11 protein-coding genes are annotated in these 14,245 nt (G+C 60.8%); 8 read left to right on the forward strand and 3 right to left on the reverse strand.

The window, feature by feature from the left end; all coding sequences use genetic code 11:
• The first annotated feature begins 25 nt into the window (after positions 1–25).
• Positions 26–2,332, forward strand: a complete 2,307-nt coding sequence (locus ACYQ2T_RS08215) for a DNA translocase FtsK (RefSeq protein WP_459899898.1) — start codon at positions 26–28, stop codon at positions 2,330–2,332.
• 248 nt (positions 2,333–2,580) lie between these two features.
• On the opposite strand, the gene ACYQ2T_RS08220 is transcribed toward ACYQ2T_RS08215, so the two are convergent.
• Positions 2,581–3,126, reverse strand: coding sequence for an L-2-amino-thiazoline-4-carboxylic acid hydrolase (locus ACYQ2T_RS08220; RefSeq protein WP_459899899.1), 546 nt, complete (start codon positions 3,124–3,126; stop codon positions 2,581–2,583).
• A 187-nt stretch (positions 3,127–3,313) separates the two neighbouring features.
• Between ACYQ2T_RS08220 and lolA the strand changes: the two genes are divergently transcribed.
• Together lolA and ACYQ2T_RS08230 are read left to right on the forward strand one after the other, a co-directional pair.
• Positions 3,314–3,988 (forward strand): outer membrane lipoprotein periplasmic chaperone LolA, encoded by a 675-nt coding sequence (lolA, locus tag ACYQ2T_RS08225; protein WP_459899900.1) that lies wholly within the window; start codon positions 3,314–3,316, stop codon positions 3,986–3,988.
• Positions 3,989–4,004: 16 nt separating this feature from the next.
• Complete coding sequence (locus ACYQ2T_RS08230) at positions 4,005–4,604, forward strand: hypothetical protein (protein WP_459899901.1); 600 nt, start codon at positions 4,005–4,007, stop codon at positions 4,602–4,604.
• Positions 4,605–4,701: 97 nt separating this feature from the next.
• On the opposite strand, the gene ACYQ2T_RS08235 is transcribed toward ACYQ2T_RS08230, so the two are convergent.
• On the reverse strand, positions 4,702–5,814 hold the full coding sequence (locus tag ACYQ2T_RS08235; protein WP_459899902.1) for a pseudouridine synthase: 1,113 nt from the start codon (positions 5,812–5,814) through the stop codon (positions 4,702–4,704).
• A 9-nt stretch (positions 5,815–5,823) separates the two neighbouring features.
• Positions 5,824–6,447 (reverse strand): sulfurtransferase-like selenium metabolism protein YedF, encoded by a 624-nt coding sequence (yedF, locus tag ACYQ2T_RS08240; RefSeq protein ID WP_459899903.1) that lies wholly within the window; start codon positions 6,445–6,447, stop codon positions 5,824–5,826.
• Between the two features lie 485 nt (positions 6,448–6,932).
• Between yedF and ACYQ2T_RS08245 the strand changes: the two genes are divergently transcribed.
• The 5 genes from ACYQ2T_RS08245 (at position 6,933) to ACYQ2T_RS08265 (ending at position 13,931) form a co-directional block, all read left to right on the forward strand.
• Positions 6,933–8,723 carry an ABC transporter ATP-binding protein gene (locus ACYQ2T_RS08245; protein WP_459899904.1) on the forward strand — a complete coding sequence of 597 codons (1,791 nt, stop codon included), beginning with the start codon at positions 6,933–6,935 and terminating at the stop codon, positions 8,721–8,723.
• Positions 8,724–8,726: 3 nt separating this feature from the next.
• Complete coding sequence (locus ACYQ2T_RS08250; RefSeq protein ID WP_459899905.1) at positions 8,727–9,365, forward strand: lysophospholipid acyltransferase family protein; 639 nt, start codon at positions 8,727–8,729, stop codon at positions 9,363–9,365.
• Positions 9,352–10,284, forward strand: coding sequence for a polysaccharide deacetylase family protein (locus tag ACYQ2T_RS08255; protein ID WP_459899906.1), 933 nt, complete (start codon positions 9,352–9,354; stop codon positions 10,282–10,284). The genes ACYQ2T_RS08250 and ACYQ2T_RS08255 overlap by 14 nt, the downstream gene beginning before the upstream one ends.
• Positions 10,285–11,193 (forward strand): lysophospholipid acyltransferase family protein, encoded by a 909-nt coding sequence (locus tag ACYQ2T_RS08260; RefSeq protein WP_459899907.1) that lies wholly within the window; start codon positions 10,285–10,287, stop codon positions 11,191–11,193.
• Positions 11,194–11,570: 377 nt separating this feature from the next.
• Positions 11,571–13,931: a CHASE2 domain-containing protein gene (locus tag ACYQ2T_RS08265; RefSeq protein WP_459899908.1), complete on the forward strand. Its 2,361-nt coding sequence runs from the start codon at positions 11,571–11,573 to the stop codon at positions 13,929–13,931.
• Positions 13,932–14,245: the final 314 nt, after the last annotated feature.

Below are 14,245 nucleotides of genomic sequence, written 5' to 3' on the forward strand. Positions count from 1 at the left end.
TGGCGCGCCGCCCCCCGCATATATCATGGAGGAACGCACACAAAACGGCGCCAAGCTCCTTAAGGAGATTATGGCCCTCGCACTCGCCTTTTGGGCGCTGCTGCTGTTTATATCCCTGGCGACCTACAGCCCGCTGGACCCCAGCCTGAACCATGCGGTGAGCAGTGGGCACAAGGTCCACAACGCAGCAGGGCTTATTGGCGCATATCAGGCCGATTTGCTGGTCATGCTGTTTGGCGTGGCAAGCTACCTGTTCCCCATCGCCTTAGCCGCCTTGGCCGCGGGCAATTTTGTCCATCGGCTGTTCCCTGTGTGGTGGCGCTGGGTCGGGGTTTATCTCTTCTTTGTGGCGCTCAATAGCTTTGGCGCATCAGACTGGGCACGGGAGCACATCCGCATCGGTGCCATTTCCGGCGGTGGCCTGCTCGGCGCCGTCCTGTACAACGAAGCCCAATACTATCTGCGCCCCCTTGGGGCGTTTCTTGTCTGGCTGTTTACCTTTTTGGTGTCGCTGCAGCTTATGGCCGGCCTCACGTGGGCCGGATTTGCCAAGCGCATCCGTATGCGCTGGCTGGACGCCATTGCCAAGCTGACCGAGCGCGCCGCGCGCCGTCGCCGCAAGCGTGAGGACGACGCAGCGGAAAAAGCCGAAAAGACCGACGCAAAGGCAGAGAAGAAGAGCAAGGGCCGCAAGTTGCTGACGCCAAAGTTCGGCAAAAAGAAAAAGGCCGAGGCTGAGGGCGAGGACGAGTACATCCCGTCCCTGTCCGCCACCCAGCCGGAGGCGCAGGGCGAGCCGGAAGCGCAGGCCAATCCTGCATCCAAGCCCGCTGCGGCCAAAAAGGCCCAGCCTCAGCCGGTCAAGAAACCCATTGATACCTCTGGCCCGCCCAAGGTGGACTTCCTTAAAGCGCCCCCGGCGGACGCGGAGGTCATCCCCAAGGACGTGCTGGAAACCAAGGCCAACGACCTTGAGACCTGCCTTTCGGACTTCGGCATTCAGGGCGAAGTGAAGGGGGCCGATCCCGGGCCGGTGGTCACCATGTTTGAATACAAGCCCGCCCCGGGCGTGAAAATCAGCAAGATTGCCAACCTTTCTGAGGATTTGGCCCTTGCCCTGCGCGCTAGCGCGGTGCGCATTGAAGCGCCGCTGGCCGGCCGCGACACCGTGGGCGTGGAAATCCCCAACGAGAACCGCCAGACGGTCTTTTTGCGGGAAATTATCGACTCCAAGGCGTTCAAGTCCTCCAAGTCGCTGTTGACCCTTGCCCTTGGCAAGGACATCTACGGCAAGCCCTGCGTGGCCGACCTTGCCAAAATGCCGCACTTGCTGGTGGCTGGCGCGACCGGTCAGGGTAAGAGTGTGTGCTTGAACTGCCTGCTTCTCAGCTTTTTGTACAAGGCGGCACCGGAGCAGCTGAAGCTGCTGTTGGTGGACCCCAAGCGCATTGAGCTGTCCGTGTATTCCAAGCTGCCCCATCTGGTGCATCCGGTGGTCACGGATATGGCGCTGGCCAAAAACGCCCTCGACTGGGCCGTGTACGAAATGGACAAGCGCTACGACGCCATGGCGCGCCTTGGCGTGCGCAACATCGAGGGCTACAACAACAAGCTGAAAAAGCTGGGTACCGATCGCCCCGAGGGCTGCGAGGACCTTGAGCCCATCCCGTACCTTGTCATTGTCATTGACGAGCTTGCGGACCTGATGCTGACGGCGCGCAAAGAAGTGGAAACGTCCATCGTGCGGCTGGCGCAGCTGGCGCGTGCGGCGGGTATTCATATGATTCTGGCAACGCAGCGCCCCTCCGTGGACGTTGTGACCGGCCTCATCAAGGCGAACTTCCCCAGCCGTATTGCCTTTACCGTGACCTCGCCGCAGGACTCGCGCACCATTTTGGACAGCGTGGGCGCCAACCATCTGCTGGGCAAGGGCGATATGCTCTTTAAGCCCGGTGGCGGCAAGCACAACCGCGTGCACGGTGCACTGGTGGACGAGGACGAAATCGGCAATATCATTGAGTACTGGGAAGCCAAGGCCAAGCCCGAGTTCGACCTCGACTTCGGCCAATGGTCCAAAGACGGCGACGCCGGTAACGGCGGCGCAGGTGGCAACGGCGGCGGTGGCGGCGACGGCATCCCCGACGACCCCATCTATGCCGAGGCCGTGGAATTCGTGATGGAGCAGGGCAAAGCGTCCATCTCCCTCATTCAGCGCCGCTTCCGCATCGGCTTTAACCGCGCGGCCCGCTTTGTCGAACAGATGGAGCAGGACGGCGTGGTTGGTCCTGCCGACGGCAGCAAGCCCCGCAAAGTTATTGTGGGACGCGAATAGGCGCGCCGCCCAGCGGTTTGCCTTTGGAAAACACATAAAACGGCCCGGTTACCATGTGTATGGTAGCCGGGCCGTTTGCTTTTTCGGAGGGTGGGGCGCTTGGCGCGTCAGGAGCAGGGCAGCTTCCCACGGTGTGGGAGCCGCTGTGCATGCCGAGTTGTGGACGGCGCGGCGCATTGGCTCCGGGCTGTTTGGGACGGGCACCCAGTCGCCTGCCGGAGGGCGCCCGCATGGGGCCGCGCTTTCGCCTAGCTTGCCGGAGGCGAGGACGAGAACGAAGCCGCGCGCGTGGGCGGGGCCTCGTCGCTAAAGGTGCGGTCCTCGGTCCAGACATAGCGGAAGGGACACATCCCCCCGCCCGTACTGATGGTGGTGGCGCGGGCCAATTGCAGATGCGGGGAATAGCCCTTGGCAAAGGCAAGGTCGCGACGGCACGAGATGGTCCATGCCAGCTCCGGCGAGAGCCCCATTTCCTTGATGTACATGTGCGCGTACTGGCAGCGGGTGATGTCCAGCGCAAAGACGTCGCCCTGAATTTCGCGCCTGTCGATATCCAGGGCATTTCCGGCGCGCATCAGGTCGATGAAGGTTGCAAAGTGTTCTAGGCTGGGGCCGTTTGGCGCGGCGGCGGCAAAGCGCTTTCCGGCGGCCTCCGCCTCGGCGTCCACGGCTTCTCCGATGAGGGCGAGGGCCTTTTCGTCCCCGAAGCGTTGTGACAACACGGCAAACATGCGCGCCATCATTTGGGCCTCCACCCGGCGACGCTCCAACTGGGATAGCGGCGGATGTGTCATGGATTCCCTCCGGTTGCAAATGCACAAGACCAATCAAAGTGGCGCGGGCCGCCGTCCTTGCGCCATGCCACGTGGTGTGGCATCTGGACATTTGGACGAAACCCGTGCATTCCTGTCGGGAAACACACTGTAATTTTTACAGCTTTTCACTATGAACTGCAACAACTCAACGAACTTCGGAGGACACATGCGCCAACGCAGTATCGTGGCGATACTGGTCGCGCTGATGCTCTGGGCATCTGGCGGGGCCGTTTGTGCACAGGAAAGCGCGCCCGCTGGCGATGCAGCGGAGATAACCGCACGCATGCAGGAGAAATACGAGGCCCTGACGGGCTTTTCTGCTGACATCGTGCAACGCCTGACCAACGCTGCAAACGGTTCAACGCAAACGCGCACCGGCGCGCTGGCCTTCAAAAACCCCTCGCTGGTGCGCTGGCAGACGGCCACACCGGAGCAGGAGCTTCTTGTGGTGGGGCAGGATGCGGTGTGGGACTATTTCCCCGAGGAAGGAACGGCCTACCGCTACACGGTGGAGCAGGTGCTCGGCTCCAAGACCATGCTCCGCTTTTTATCCGGAAAGGCCCGGCTGGACGAGGAATTCTACGTGACGCCCCAAGGCCGCGAGGATGGCTACATCAAGCTGGAACTCATACCCCACACGCCGGAATCCAATCTTGTTCAGGCCTATCTGTGGCTGACGCCGGAGAGCTTTTTGCTGCGCCGGGTGGTTATTGTCGACTTTTTTGGCAATGAGAACGACGTTACCCTCACCAAGCTGCATCTGAATCCAGACTTTCCGGATGGACATTTTACCTTCACGCCGCCGGAAGACGTGGAAATCGTGGAGAACAGCAAGCCATAGGACGGTGCGCCCCTGCGTGTGCAAACTTGATTTGACCACGGCCTATCCGCAGTACTACTCGGCGGAGCCTCGCCCGCATTTGGTTGATTTTCCGCCTGCTGCCTACCTGTGCGCCAATGGACAGGGCAGACCGGGCGGGCACGAGTTTGAGCGGATGGCCGCCGCAGTGACGGCCCTTGCCTACGGGGTGAAGCATCTGGCGCGCGAGGAAGGCCGCGACTTCTACATGCCCAAGCTGGAATCCCTGTGGTGGGGCGATGGCGGGGCGGATGTGCTGGAGACGCCGCCGGAGCGCTGTAACTGGAAACTCCTGCTGCGTATGCCGGAATTCGTCTCCTCGCGCAGTGTGGAGGCTGTGCGGCCCGAGGTCGTCGTGCGCAAACAAAACTCGGACATCCTCGACGTGCGCTTCGAGCATTTGGAAGAGGGCGCGTCGATGCAGATGCTGCACGTTGGCCCGCCGGACAGTCTGCCCCAAGCGGTGCACGCCTTGCGCGCCGCGCTTGCCGAACGCGGTTTTACGCCGTGCGGGCCACTGCATTGCCTCTACCTCTCAGACCGCAAAAAATCCTCACCCCAGCGCCGCCGCATCATCATCCGGTATCCGGTGGGGTGACCCGTGCTCCGCGCTCCTCGCGTATAAAGAAAAGGCACCCGTTGTGGGTGCCTTTTGTCGTTTGGCCTGTGGAAAAAAAGACGCGTGAGCGGCTGGGCTAGCGTTCGCCGGAGCGTTTGCCTTTGCCCGGGCGTGTGGGGCGTCCGCCGCGTGGGCGGCCACCGCCAGAATCGCCGGGGCGGTCTGCGCCGCGCCGGTTTTCTGTGTTTGGCCTGCCGGAGCGGGGGCCTGTGGGACGGCCTTTGCCTCCGCGCGGAGCTTCGCCGTGAGGGCGAGTGTCACCGGTTGCGCGGCGTGGTTTGCCGCCTTGGGGAGCTTTGCCCTGTTTGCCGCCGTGGCCGGGCTTTTCGGAAGATGGCGCACCGGAGGGAGCGCCGCCCTGCGACGGGGCCGGGGCGGGCATGTCCACAGCAGTCAGCAGGGCCGTGCGTTCGGCGTGCGTGAGTTCGCGGGCCTTGCCCTTGGGCAGACGGCCAAGGCGGACCGGACCCTGTGCAATGCGCTCCAGCCGGAGGATGGTCAGGCCAAGGTCGCGGCACATGCGCCGAATTTGGCGGTTGACGCCCTGAATGAGCGTCATGGTCAGCAGAACTCCCTCGCCGCCGTCGCGGCTGGCCTCAACAGGCACTGGCGCAAGGCGTTCGCCTTCGGCCAGCGTCATGCCTTTGCGCATCACGTCCAGCTTGTCTTCGGTAACGCCGCCGCGGACGCGGACGTTGTAGACCTTGGGCAGGTGCCAGCGGGGGTGCGTGAGGCGGTTGGTCAGCTCGCCGTCCGTGGTGAGGAGCAAAAGCCCCTGCGAGTAGTAGTCCAACCGGCCAACGGGAAAGACCCGGCGTCCCCGCTGGGCCGCGGGCAGCAGGTCCAGCACCGTTCGGCGGCCCTGCGGGTCGCGCGCGGTGGTGACGACCTCCACGGGTTTGTTCATGACGAGGTAGACATGCTCTTCCTGTCCGGGGACGGGAATGCTCACGGGAGTGCCGTTGACCTCCACCACATCGGTGGCGGGGTCGATGCGCAGACCGGGCTGGTCCGCGGGCTGGCCATTGACGCGCACGGCTCCGCTGGCCACCAATTCGTCGGCGGCGCGGCGGGAACAGACTCCGGCCATGGCTAAGGCGCGGTTGATGCGCAGCAATGTCGGGGAATCGGAAGCGGGCGTCTCCGCAGAGGCGGGACGCCCGGAAGATTTCGGGGTGTTCTTGGGCATGCCCCGTAACTAGACGTTAATGACCTTGGTGGCAAGCTGAAGACTCGTCACCACGTCCAGCATGTTGGTGGTTTCGCCAACGGCCTTTTGACTCAGCAGGCCAAAATGGTCCAGACAGGTGCCGCAGACCAGCACGGTTGCGCCCATGCGCTCCAGCTCCTGAATCTTTTCGCAGCACGGATTGCCGGCTATGGCCAGCTTGACGCCGCCGTTTACGAGCACAACGCGCCACAGTTCCTCGCCAAACTCCGGCAGAGTAGCCAAAAAGTTCAGCATCAGCTTGGAGCCAAGCTCATCGTCACCGCCGCCCAGCACGTCGCGCTGGATGAACACCGTCACCTTTTGGTCCACGGCGGCAAGCTCGGCGGAGCTCATAATCTGGCAGGCTTCGCATTCTGCGCCATCCTGCGCGGCGGCCTCAAGGCGCCCGGTAATCATCCAGCCACCCTCAGTCTCCGTAACGGAAGCCGCATAGCCTTTGGTTCCAATGAACCGGCTCACGTTCTCCTTGGCGGCTTCATTATCAACAATAACGGCAAATTCGGCCGGAGCCTCGGCTTCAATATGCTTTTTCGCGGTCAGGACGGGTTGCGGACAGGGTAGGCCTTTGCAGTCGAGTATATTCTTTGTCATTATGCGGGGTCTCCTTAATCCATGTATGGAAACGCGAGAATGCCAGCGGGTCAAATTGATAGTTCCGATTGCAAAGTGCCAAACGCATAGACAAACCTGCTCACAGCGCAAAGCCTTGCGGCGCGGGCGTTTGTTTGTACCTCGGGGTGATTGGGCGTGGAGAAGCCGCCCTACACGCCAACGCGTGACAGCCCGGAGGGCAGGGCGCGAGCACGCGTAGGGGGACACGGGGCAGGGATATCCCCGGCTGGCGGCGGATGCGCCGGTTGCGCCGCGAAGCCTCTTCTCTTTAAGGACATGTCCGCTACGCCTTCGCGCGGCCCCACGCGCACAAGCCCCGCACCCCAAAATGCCCGGGCGCAGCGGGCGCGCTCCGGAATTTCCTCTGGATTTCGGGGCGGGAATCCTTTATCTGTACGCGTTTGCGCGCGTTGCCGCATCCTGCGGTTCTCGCACAAAGACAAGATCATCCTTCGGGAGTATACGTGGCAAAGCAATACGATAGAAAGGTCAAGAGCATCCCGCTTCTCAAGCGCTCTCTGGGATATTTTACCCCATACAAATTCCGCATTTTTCTGGCCGTTATCTCCATGGCCATCGTGGCCGCCTGTTCCGGCGCGGCCGCATACCTCGTCAAGCCTGCCTTTGACGATATCTTCGGCAACAAAAACGAGCAGGCCCTGCTTATTATCCCCGCAGCATACGTTGCGGTTTTCCTCATCAAGGGTGTTTTCCGCTACCTGCAGAATTTCGAAATGCGCATGTGCGGCCTCAAAGTGTTGGAAACACTGCGTAATGAGCTGCACGACAAGATGATGCACCTGCCCGTCGGCTTCTTTGAGGAGCAGCAGGTGGGCAACCTGATGTCGCGCATAACCATGGACGTCTCCATGATTCGCAACAGCCTGCCGTCCATCGTTATGCTTATCCGGCAGGCGCTGGAAATGGTGGGGCTTATTTGCGTGGCGTTCTATCAGGAGCCGTTTTTGGCCTGCATCGCGCTTGTTGGCTTTCCTCTTGCCGTTTATCCGGTTGTTTTCTTTGGTAAAAAGCTGCGCAAAATTGGCCGCAAGAACCAGAGCAAAATTGCGGATATCAACGTCATCCTGCAGGAAATCTTTAACGGCATCCGCGTGGTGAAGGCCTTTGCCAACGAAGAGCGCGAAACCGAAAAGTTCGCCAAGGAAAACAACAGGCTGGTCAAAATTGCCGGAAAGGAAGTCGTGTTCAGCGAGCTGTCCTCCCCGGTGATGGACCTTGTGGGCGCTGTAGGGACCGCATTTGTTATGTGGTACGGCGGCACGCAGGTTATTGAAGGCGCGACCACGCCGGGTTCGTTCTTTTCCTTCCTCGTCGCGGTGGGCCTCATGTACGCCCCGGTAAAGAAGCTGAACAGCGCGAATATGGAGATTCAGCGCGCCCTTGCCGGCGCAGAACGCGTATTCGACATCCTCGATTCCCCGGAGTACACCATTGAACAGGACGGCTCCGCCATTTTGGAGGGCGACTTCAAGGAACTCCACCTTGAGGGCGTAACCCTGCATTACCCCGGGTGCGAGGCTCCTGCGCTGGACAACGTCACGCTGTCCGTGAAGGCGGGTGAGCAGGTGGCCCTTGTGGGCCCAAGCGGCGCGGGCAAGACCACGCTGGTCAATATGATTCCGCGCTTCTACACGCCGCAGTCCGGCCGCATTATGTTAAATGGCCGCAACGTGGACGAATACACGCTGGCCTCCCTGCGCCGGAACATCGGCATCGTCAGTCAGGATACGTTCCTGTTCAATGCCTCGGTTTTGGAGAACATCGCCTATGGCAACGATTCCCCGGACCCGGACGTGGTACACAGGTGTACGGAGATGGCCTATGCCGACGGGTTTATTCAAGAATTGCCCGCAGGCTACGATACCGTGCTTGGCGAGCGCGGCACCAAGATTTCCGGTGGGCAGAAGCAGCGCTTGACCATCGCCCGCGCCCTGTACAAGGACCCGCAGCTTCTTATCCTTGACGAGGCCACCAGCGCGCTGGACACCCACGCCGAGCGCAAGGTGCAGGCCGCCCTTGAAAACCTGATGCACAACCGGACCAGCATCGTCATTGCCCACCGTCTGTCCACCATTCTTGGTGCGGACAAGATTGTGGTGATGGAGAGCGGACGCATCGTGGCGCAGGGCACCCATGCCGAGCTTTTGGAATCCTGCGGCCTGTATGCCCAGCTCTACAACATGCAGTTCAAAAATGCCGGACCTTCTGGCGAGGCCCCGGACGAGGCCGAATAGCCCATGAAAATCCCTCTTCATCCTGAAGTCGTCTCCCTGCCGTTGTCGTGGCTGTACCGTTTGTGGACGGCCACCATCCGGGTGCATGCGGAGAACATGGAGCCGCTGCAGGACATTTGGGAGCGCGAAGGCTCCATTGTGCTGGCGTGCTGGCACAACGAGCTGTTTATCTTCCCCAAGCTGCGCGCACGTACGCGCAGCAGGTGGGTGGGTATTGTCAGCCTCAGCAAGGACGGCACCATCGCTACCCGTATGCTGAATCACCTTGGTGTGGACATCTGCCAAGGTTCATCCAGCCGCGGCGGAGTGCGCGCGCTTATGGGCGCATGCCGCATGGTGCGAAAGCAGGGCAGGCAGGGCTTTATCACCGTGGATGGCCCGCGCGGCCCCCGGCACGAGGTGAAGGACGGCGTGTTTTATCTGGCCCAAAAAGCCCGTTCGCCTATTGTTCCGGCGCGCGTTGTCCCTTCCCGGGCCAAGGTTTTTGACCGCTCGTGGGATAAATTCATCCTGCCGCTGCCGTTTTCCAGCTGCCGCATTATCTTTGGCGAGCCGTATCACGTGTCCGAGGCCAAACTCACCGACGAGGTGCTGGCCGAGGAGCGCCGTAAACTCAAGGAAAAACTGGATGCTCTGGTCTAAGTGCGTTGGCCGCTCCTCCGTGCCGGTGCTGTGCTATCACAATATTGATGGCAACGGCATGCCGTGGGCCGCGTTTACGCGCCAGATGCTGTGGCTCAAGGCGCATGGCATCCGCACCATCAGCTTGGACCGGCTGGAGCGTTTTTTGGATGGCGAGGCACTGTCTGCGCCATCGGTCTGCGTCACGTTCGACGACGGTTTTCGAGACCTGTACACCCGCGTCGCGCCGTTTTTCCGTGAACATGGTCTGCACGCCACGGTGTTCATCATCAACAACCGCATCCGGCCCGAGGATGAATCCGGCGTGGATGAGCCTATTATCGCGCACGAGGCGCACCGGGATTTTTTGGTCACTGGTGCGCGCGGGGCGTGGATGAGCGAGAGTGAAATCCGCTCCATCATGGCGGACGGCACCTTTGCCATTGGCAGCCACTCCACCACCCACGTTATGGGGAGTATGCCCCCGTGGCAGAAGCCGGAAAAGCCCGACCACTGGGCCTATGCGCGCTGGCATGCCGGGCTGGAGCAGGGCGAGCCGCCGCGTATGGTGCCGGAATTCACCGCCCATTTGTATCTGGCGGACAAGGAGCGTCTGGAGACGGACGACGAATTTTTCGCGCGCGTTCAGGATAACCTTAGCGCCAGCCGTGGCGACTTGGAAAAGCGCTTTGGCGCGCAGGTGACAACCCTTGGCTGGCCGTGGGGCGCCGCGCATCCTATTGCGGTGGAAGCCGCGCAGGCCGCAGGTTTTCGCCTGCTCTTTACACTGGAGAACGGCCCGGTCGCGCTCGGAACATCGCCCGCGCACATCTGCCGTTTGGAAGTCCGCCGCAAAAAAGGCCCCAGCTGGTTCAAAAGCCGCGTTGCCATCTACAGCCGCAAGACCATAGCGGCCCTCTACGCATGGATGAGAATCTAGATGAAAGAGATTGTTTACCAGGGGCTTGCCCGGGCAGGGCAGACCATGAGCTTTGAGACGGCGGCCCGCGCAGGGGAGCGCCTTGGCGACCTGCTGTGGACCGTGCTCCCCGAGCGCCGCAAAATGGCGACGGAAGGCATGATGCGCCACCTTGACCTGCCGCGCCCCATTGCGGAAGCCACGGCGCGCCGCAGTTTCCGAAACAGCGGCCGCTCGTTTTTGGAGATATTTCTCTCCAGCCGCGTGGATTGGCGCTTTGTGCAGGATCGGCTGAGCATCGCCACGCCAGAGTCCTTCCAGAAGATTCGCGATCTCGACAGGCCCGCCATCGCCGCAACGGCCCATATGGGGGCCTGGGAGCTTCTTGCGGGCATTTTCCAACTCTTTATACGTCGAAGCCCCAAACAAATCGTTGTACGGCGTCCTAAGGACGAAGCGCTGCATAGGCTGATGACGGAATTGCGCAGCAAGTCCGATGTGGACGTGCTGGCGCACCGCATGGCGGCCCCCAAGGTGCTGCGTTGCCTGCGGCAGGGCGGAATGACGGGATTTTTGGTGGACCATAACTGCAGCACCAGCGAAGCCGTGTTCTTGCCCTTTCTCAAGGACTTTGCGGCGGTGAATATGGGGCCGGCGCTCCTTGCTGTGCGCGCCAAGGCCTGCATTTGCCCCATTTTTATGCTCCGCGATGAGAAAGGCAGCTATGTTATCCACACTGAGGATTACCTTGATACCCGCGAACTGGAAGGCTCCAGAGAGGAGCGCGTCCAGAAAGCCGCAGAGTTTTACACAGGGGCTGTGACGCGGATTATCCGCAAATTCCCCGATCAATGGTACTGGATGCACCGCAGATGGAAGACCCAGCCCCCGGAAGGCTGGCAGTACTCCGGACCACTGCTTCAAAGTTGAAGTTCCACTTGAAGGAAGAGCATAAGGCAGCCAAATGGCTGCCTTTTTTTGTGGCGCAGCGCGGGGCGAGCGGTTGTGAAGCGGCGTTTGCCGCCGACGAGGGCAACGCCTCCCACCCGGCGCGCCAAGGGGTGCCCTTTGGCGCGGGGAGTGGTATGCTGAAGCGTCTTGGTCTGTTGGGCGATGGCGCTGGTGGACTGACGCCACTGTGGCCTGCTGTCACTGTCGGATGGACGCCGCTTTAGCGGCGGGAGTCCACAGAGGCCCTGATTGACCGCGTGAGGCCGTGGAAGAAGCCCCCTGCGCGGAGAAAATGCCGCCGAGAATTGCCCAGCGCCAACGTTTTTCATCTTCACCCCAGCCGATGAGAGGGCACCATGACCGAGAAGGGGCGCTTCAAAACGGTGATGAAACGCCTGCTGGGCGGGCGACTGCCCGTATTCCTCACGGGCCTTGCGTTTTCCGTGCTTGTGGCGTGGTTGTATGTGCGCCAGCCGTATTTTCTCAGGCTGCTGGACCTCAAGCTCTATGACGTCATGCTGCAGCAGACGCATACCCCGGCGACAACGGGGGTGCCGGTTGTGGTGGACCTCGATGAACGGACGCTGTCGAAGTATGGCCAGTGGCCGTGGCCGCGCTACCGTGTGGCCCTGCTTTTAGCGCGGCTGCGGGATGCCGGGGCGCGGGTGGTGGCGCTGGATATTCTCTTTGCGGAGGCGGACCGTACCTCCCCCGTGGTGCTCAAGAAGGACCTGCGGCGCGATTTGAATGTGGAGGTTGAGTTCTCGGGCATGCCTGAGGCGCTGATGGATAATGACAGGGTCTTTGCCGGTGTATTGGGGCAAGGGCCCTTTGTTTTGGGCTATTTCTTCAATTTTGCCGGGCAGGCACAGGGCGCGGGCTCGCAGGACTGCGCCTTGCACGAACTGTCCCGCGCTGTGATCCGCTCCGCGGGTGCTGGCGAGTATGAGCAGTACCTGACGGGCGCGCCGTCCGTGGTGTGCAACCTGCCTGTGCTGGGCCGGGCTGTGGATATGTCCGGCTTTATCAATACAACAACGGATGCTGACGGCGTGGTGCGTCGGATTCCTCTTTTGGTGCATTACGCGGGAGAAATTTATCCGAACCTTTCCCTTGCGGCGCTCATGAAGGCCTCTGGCGTGCGCCAAGCAACGCTCAAGGTCGGGCCAAACGGCCTCGAGAGCGTTAAGATAGGGCGCACCATTGTTCCGGTGGACACATCCGGGCGGTTTTTATGCAAGTACCGTGGGCCACGCCACACTTTCCGCTACATCTCCGCCAGCAAAATTTTGGACGGAAGCCTTGGAAAGCATGAACTGGAGGGGAAAATCGTTTTTGTCGGCACCAGCGCCGCAGGGCTTTTGGATCTGCGCGCCACGCCTTTTGACGCCACGCTCCCGGGCGTGGAGGTGCACGCCAATGTGGTGGATAATATTCTCCGGGAGGACTTTCTGCATGTGCCGGAATGGGCGCGTGAGATGGAGCTTTCGCTCACGTTTGGCGCGGGCGTTTTCGCGGCCATCCTGCTCACATGGGCCAGCGCGGCCTTCAGCATTATCCCCCTTGGCGTCTGTGTTGCCGGGGCGTGGTATGGGGCGCTGTGGTCCATGGGGGGGCGTGGGTATTCCATTTCGCCGCTGTATATCTTCATCGCCATTGGCGGCAATTTTGTCCTGCTGACGTTGATGAAATACTGGCGTGAAGAAGGGCAGAAAAAGTTCCTGCACAGCACCTTTGCCAGTTATCTGTCGCCCGAACTGATCGACGAGATGTTCGAGAACAAGGAAATGCCGGAACTTGGCGGCGAAGCGCGGACAATTACGGCGTTTTTCTCCGACATTCAGAGCTTTTCGACGTTTTCCGAAAAGCTCTCCGCCCCTCAGCTTGTTGAACTGCTCAATGAATACCTGACAGCCATGACGGATATCCTCATCGCGGAACGTGGCACCCTTGATAAGTACGAAGGTGACGCCATTGTGGCGTTTGTGGGCGCGCCTATGGATGTGCCGGACCACGCGCTGCGGGCGTGCCGCATTGCCGTGCGCATGCAGGCCAGCATTCTGGAGCTGCGCGCCAAATGGCAGGCGGAGCGCATTCAGCCCGGCGAGCCAGAGCGCAACCTCAAGGGATTCCCGCCTGAAGAGTGGGCCCCCGGCGATAAATGGCCCCGCGTGGTGCACGAGATGAAAACGCGCATTGGTCTTAATTCCGGCGAAATTGTGGTGGGCAACATGGGCAGCACCATGCGCATGAACTACACCATGATGGGCGACGCCGTGAATCTGGCGGCGCGTCTGGAATCCGGAGCCAAGCAGTATGGCGTGTATAACCTCATCAGCGAGTTTGTGCTTGAACAGCCTGCAGGGGAGGGGGCTGTGGTGCGCGATATGGTGGAGGTGCGCTTTATCGACACCATCGCCGTTGTGGGCAAGGACGAGCCTGTAAAAGTGTACGAACTGTGCGCCATGAAGGGCGAATTGACGGAGCAGGAGAAGCGTCTGTTTGCCCTCTTTGACGAAGGAATGGAGCTCTATTTGAATATGGACTGGGAACCCGCCAAAAAGCGCTTCACCGAGGCGCTAGAATTCGAACGCGTTCCAGAAGGCAAGACCACTCCCTCCGAGGTGTATGTGAAGCGGTGCGAAGAGTACGCGCACAATCCGCCGGTCCCGCCTGGTGAGAGCTGGGACGGCGTGTATCGCATGACCAAGAAGTAGCCTGCTGAGGGAATTGGGGCTCGGGGTGGGCTTAAAGCTCTACTTTAAGTTAGGACTATTGGCATATAATTTCAGTATGTTGCAGCTGTTCGCGCCAGGCTTTGCCGTGGACAAGAACAACAGAAGGCGGAACGGCGGGGTAAGACGCCGGGCGCATTGGTCTGGCAGGTTCACCGGGGCGTCGTAGGGGAAAAGTGAACAGAAAGAGACTGCTGCGGGAAAGGTTCCGTGTATGTATTTGGAGTAAAATAAAGATTTACGGAGGAATAATCCCTAAGATGTGAGTAATTAGGATTAAATAGGAAGAACAGTCG

It is taken from the genome of Desulfobaculum senezii (assembly GCF_054657395.1).

Coding starts and splice junctions, on each gene's coding strand:
- ACYQ2T_RS08215 (WP_459899898.1), top strand. CDS start 26: ATGGAGGAACGCACACAAAACGGCGCCAAGCTCCTTAAGGAGATTATG.
- ACYQ2T_RS08220 (WP_459899899.1), bottom strand. CDS start 3,126: ATGACACATCCGCCGCTATCCCAGTTGGAGCGTCGCCGGGTGGAGGCC.
- lolA (WP_459899900.1), top strand. CDS start 3,314: ATGCGCCAACGCAGTATCGTGGCGATACTGGTCGCGCTGATGCTCTGG.
- ACYQ2T_RS08235 (WP_459899902.1), bottom strand. CDS start 5,814: ATGCCCAAGAACACCCCGAAATCTTCCGGGCGTCCCGCCTCTGCGGAG.
- yedF (WP_459899903.1), bottom strand. CDS start 6,447: ATGACAAAGAATATACTCGACTGCAAAGGCCTACCCTGTCCGCAACCC.
- ACYQ2T_RS08250 (WP_459899905.1), top strand. CDS start 8,727: ATGAAAATCCCTCTTCATCCTGAAGTCGTCTCCCTGCCGTTGTCGTGG.
- ACYQ2T_RS08255 (WP_459899906.1), top strand. CDS start 9,352: ATGCTCTGGTCTAAGTGCGTTGGCCGCTCCTCCGTGCCGGTGCTGTGC.
- ACYQ2T_RS08260 (WP_459899907.1), top strand. CDS start 10,285: ATGAAAGAGATTGTTTACCAGGGGCTTGCCCGGGCAGGGCAGACCATG.
- ACYQ2T_RS08265 (WP_459899908.1), top strand. CDS start 11,571: ATGACCGAGAAGGGGCGCTTCAAAACGGTGATGAAACGCCTGCTGGGC.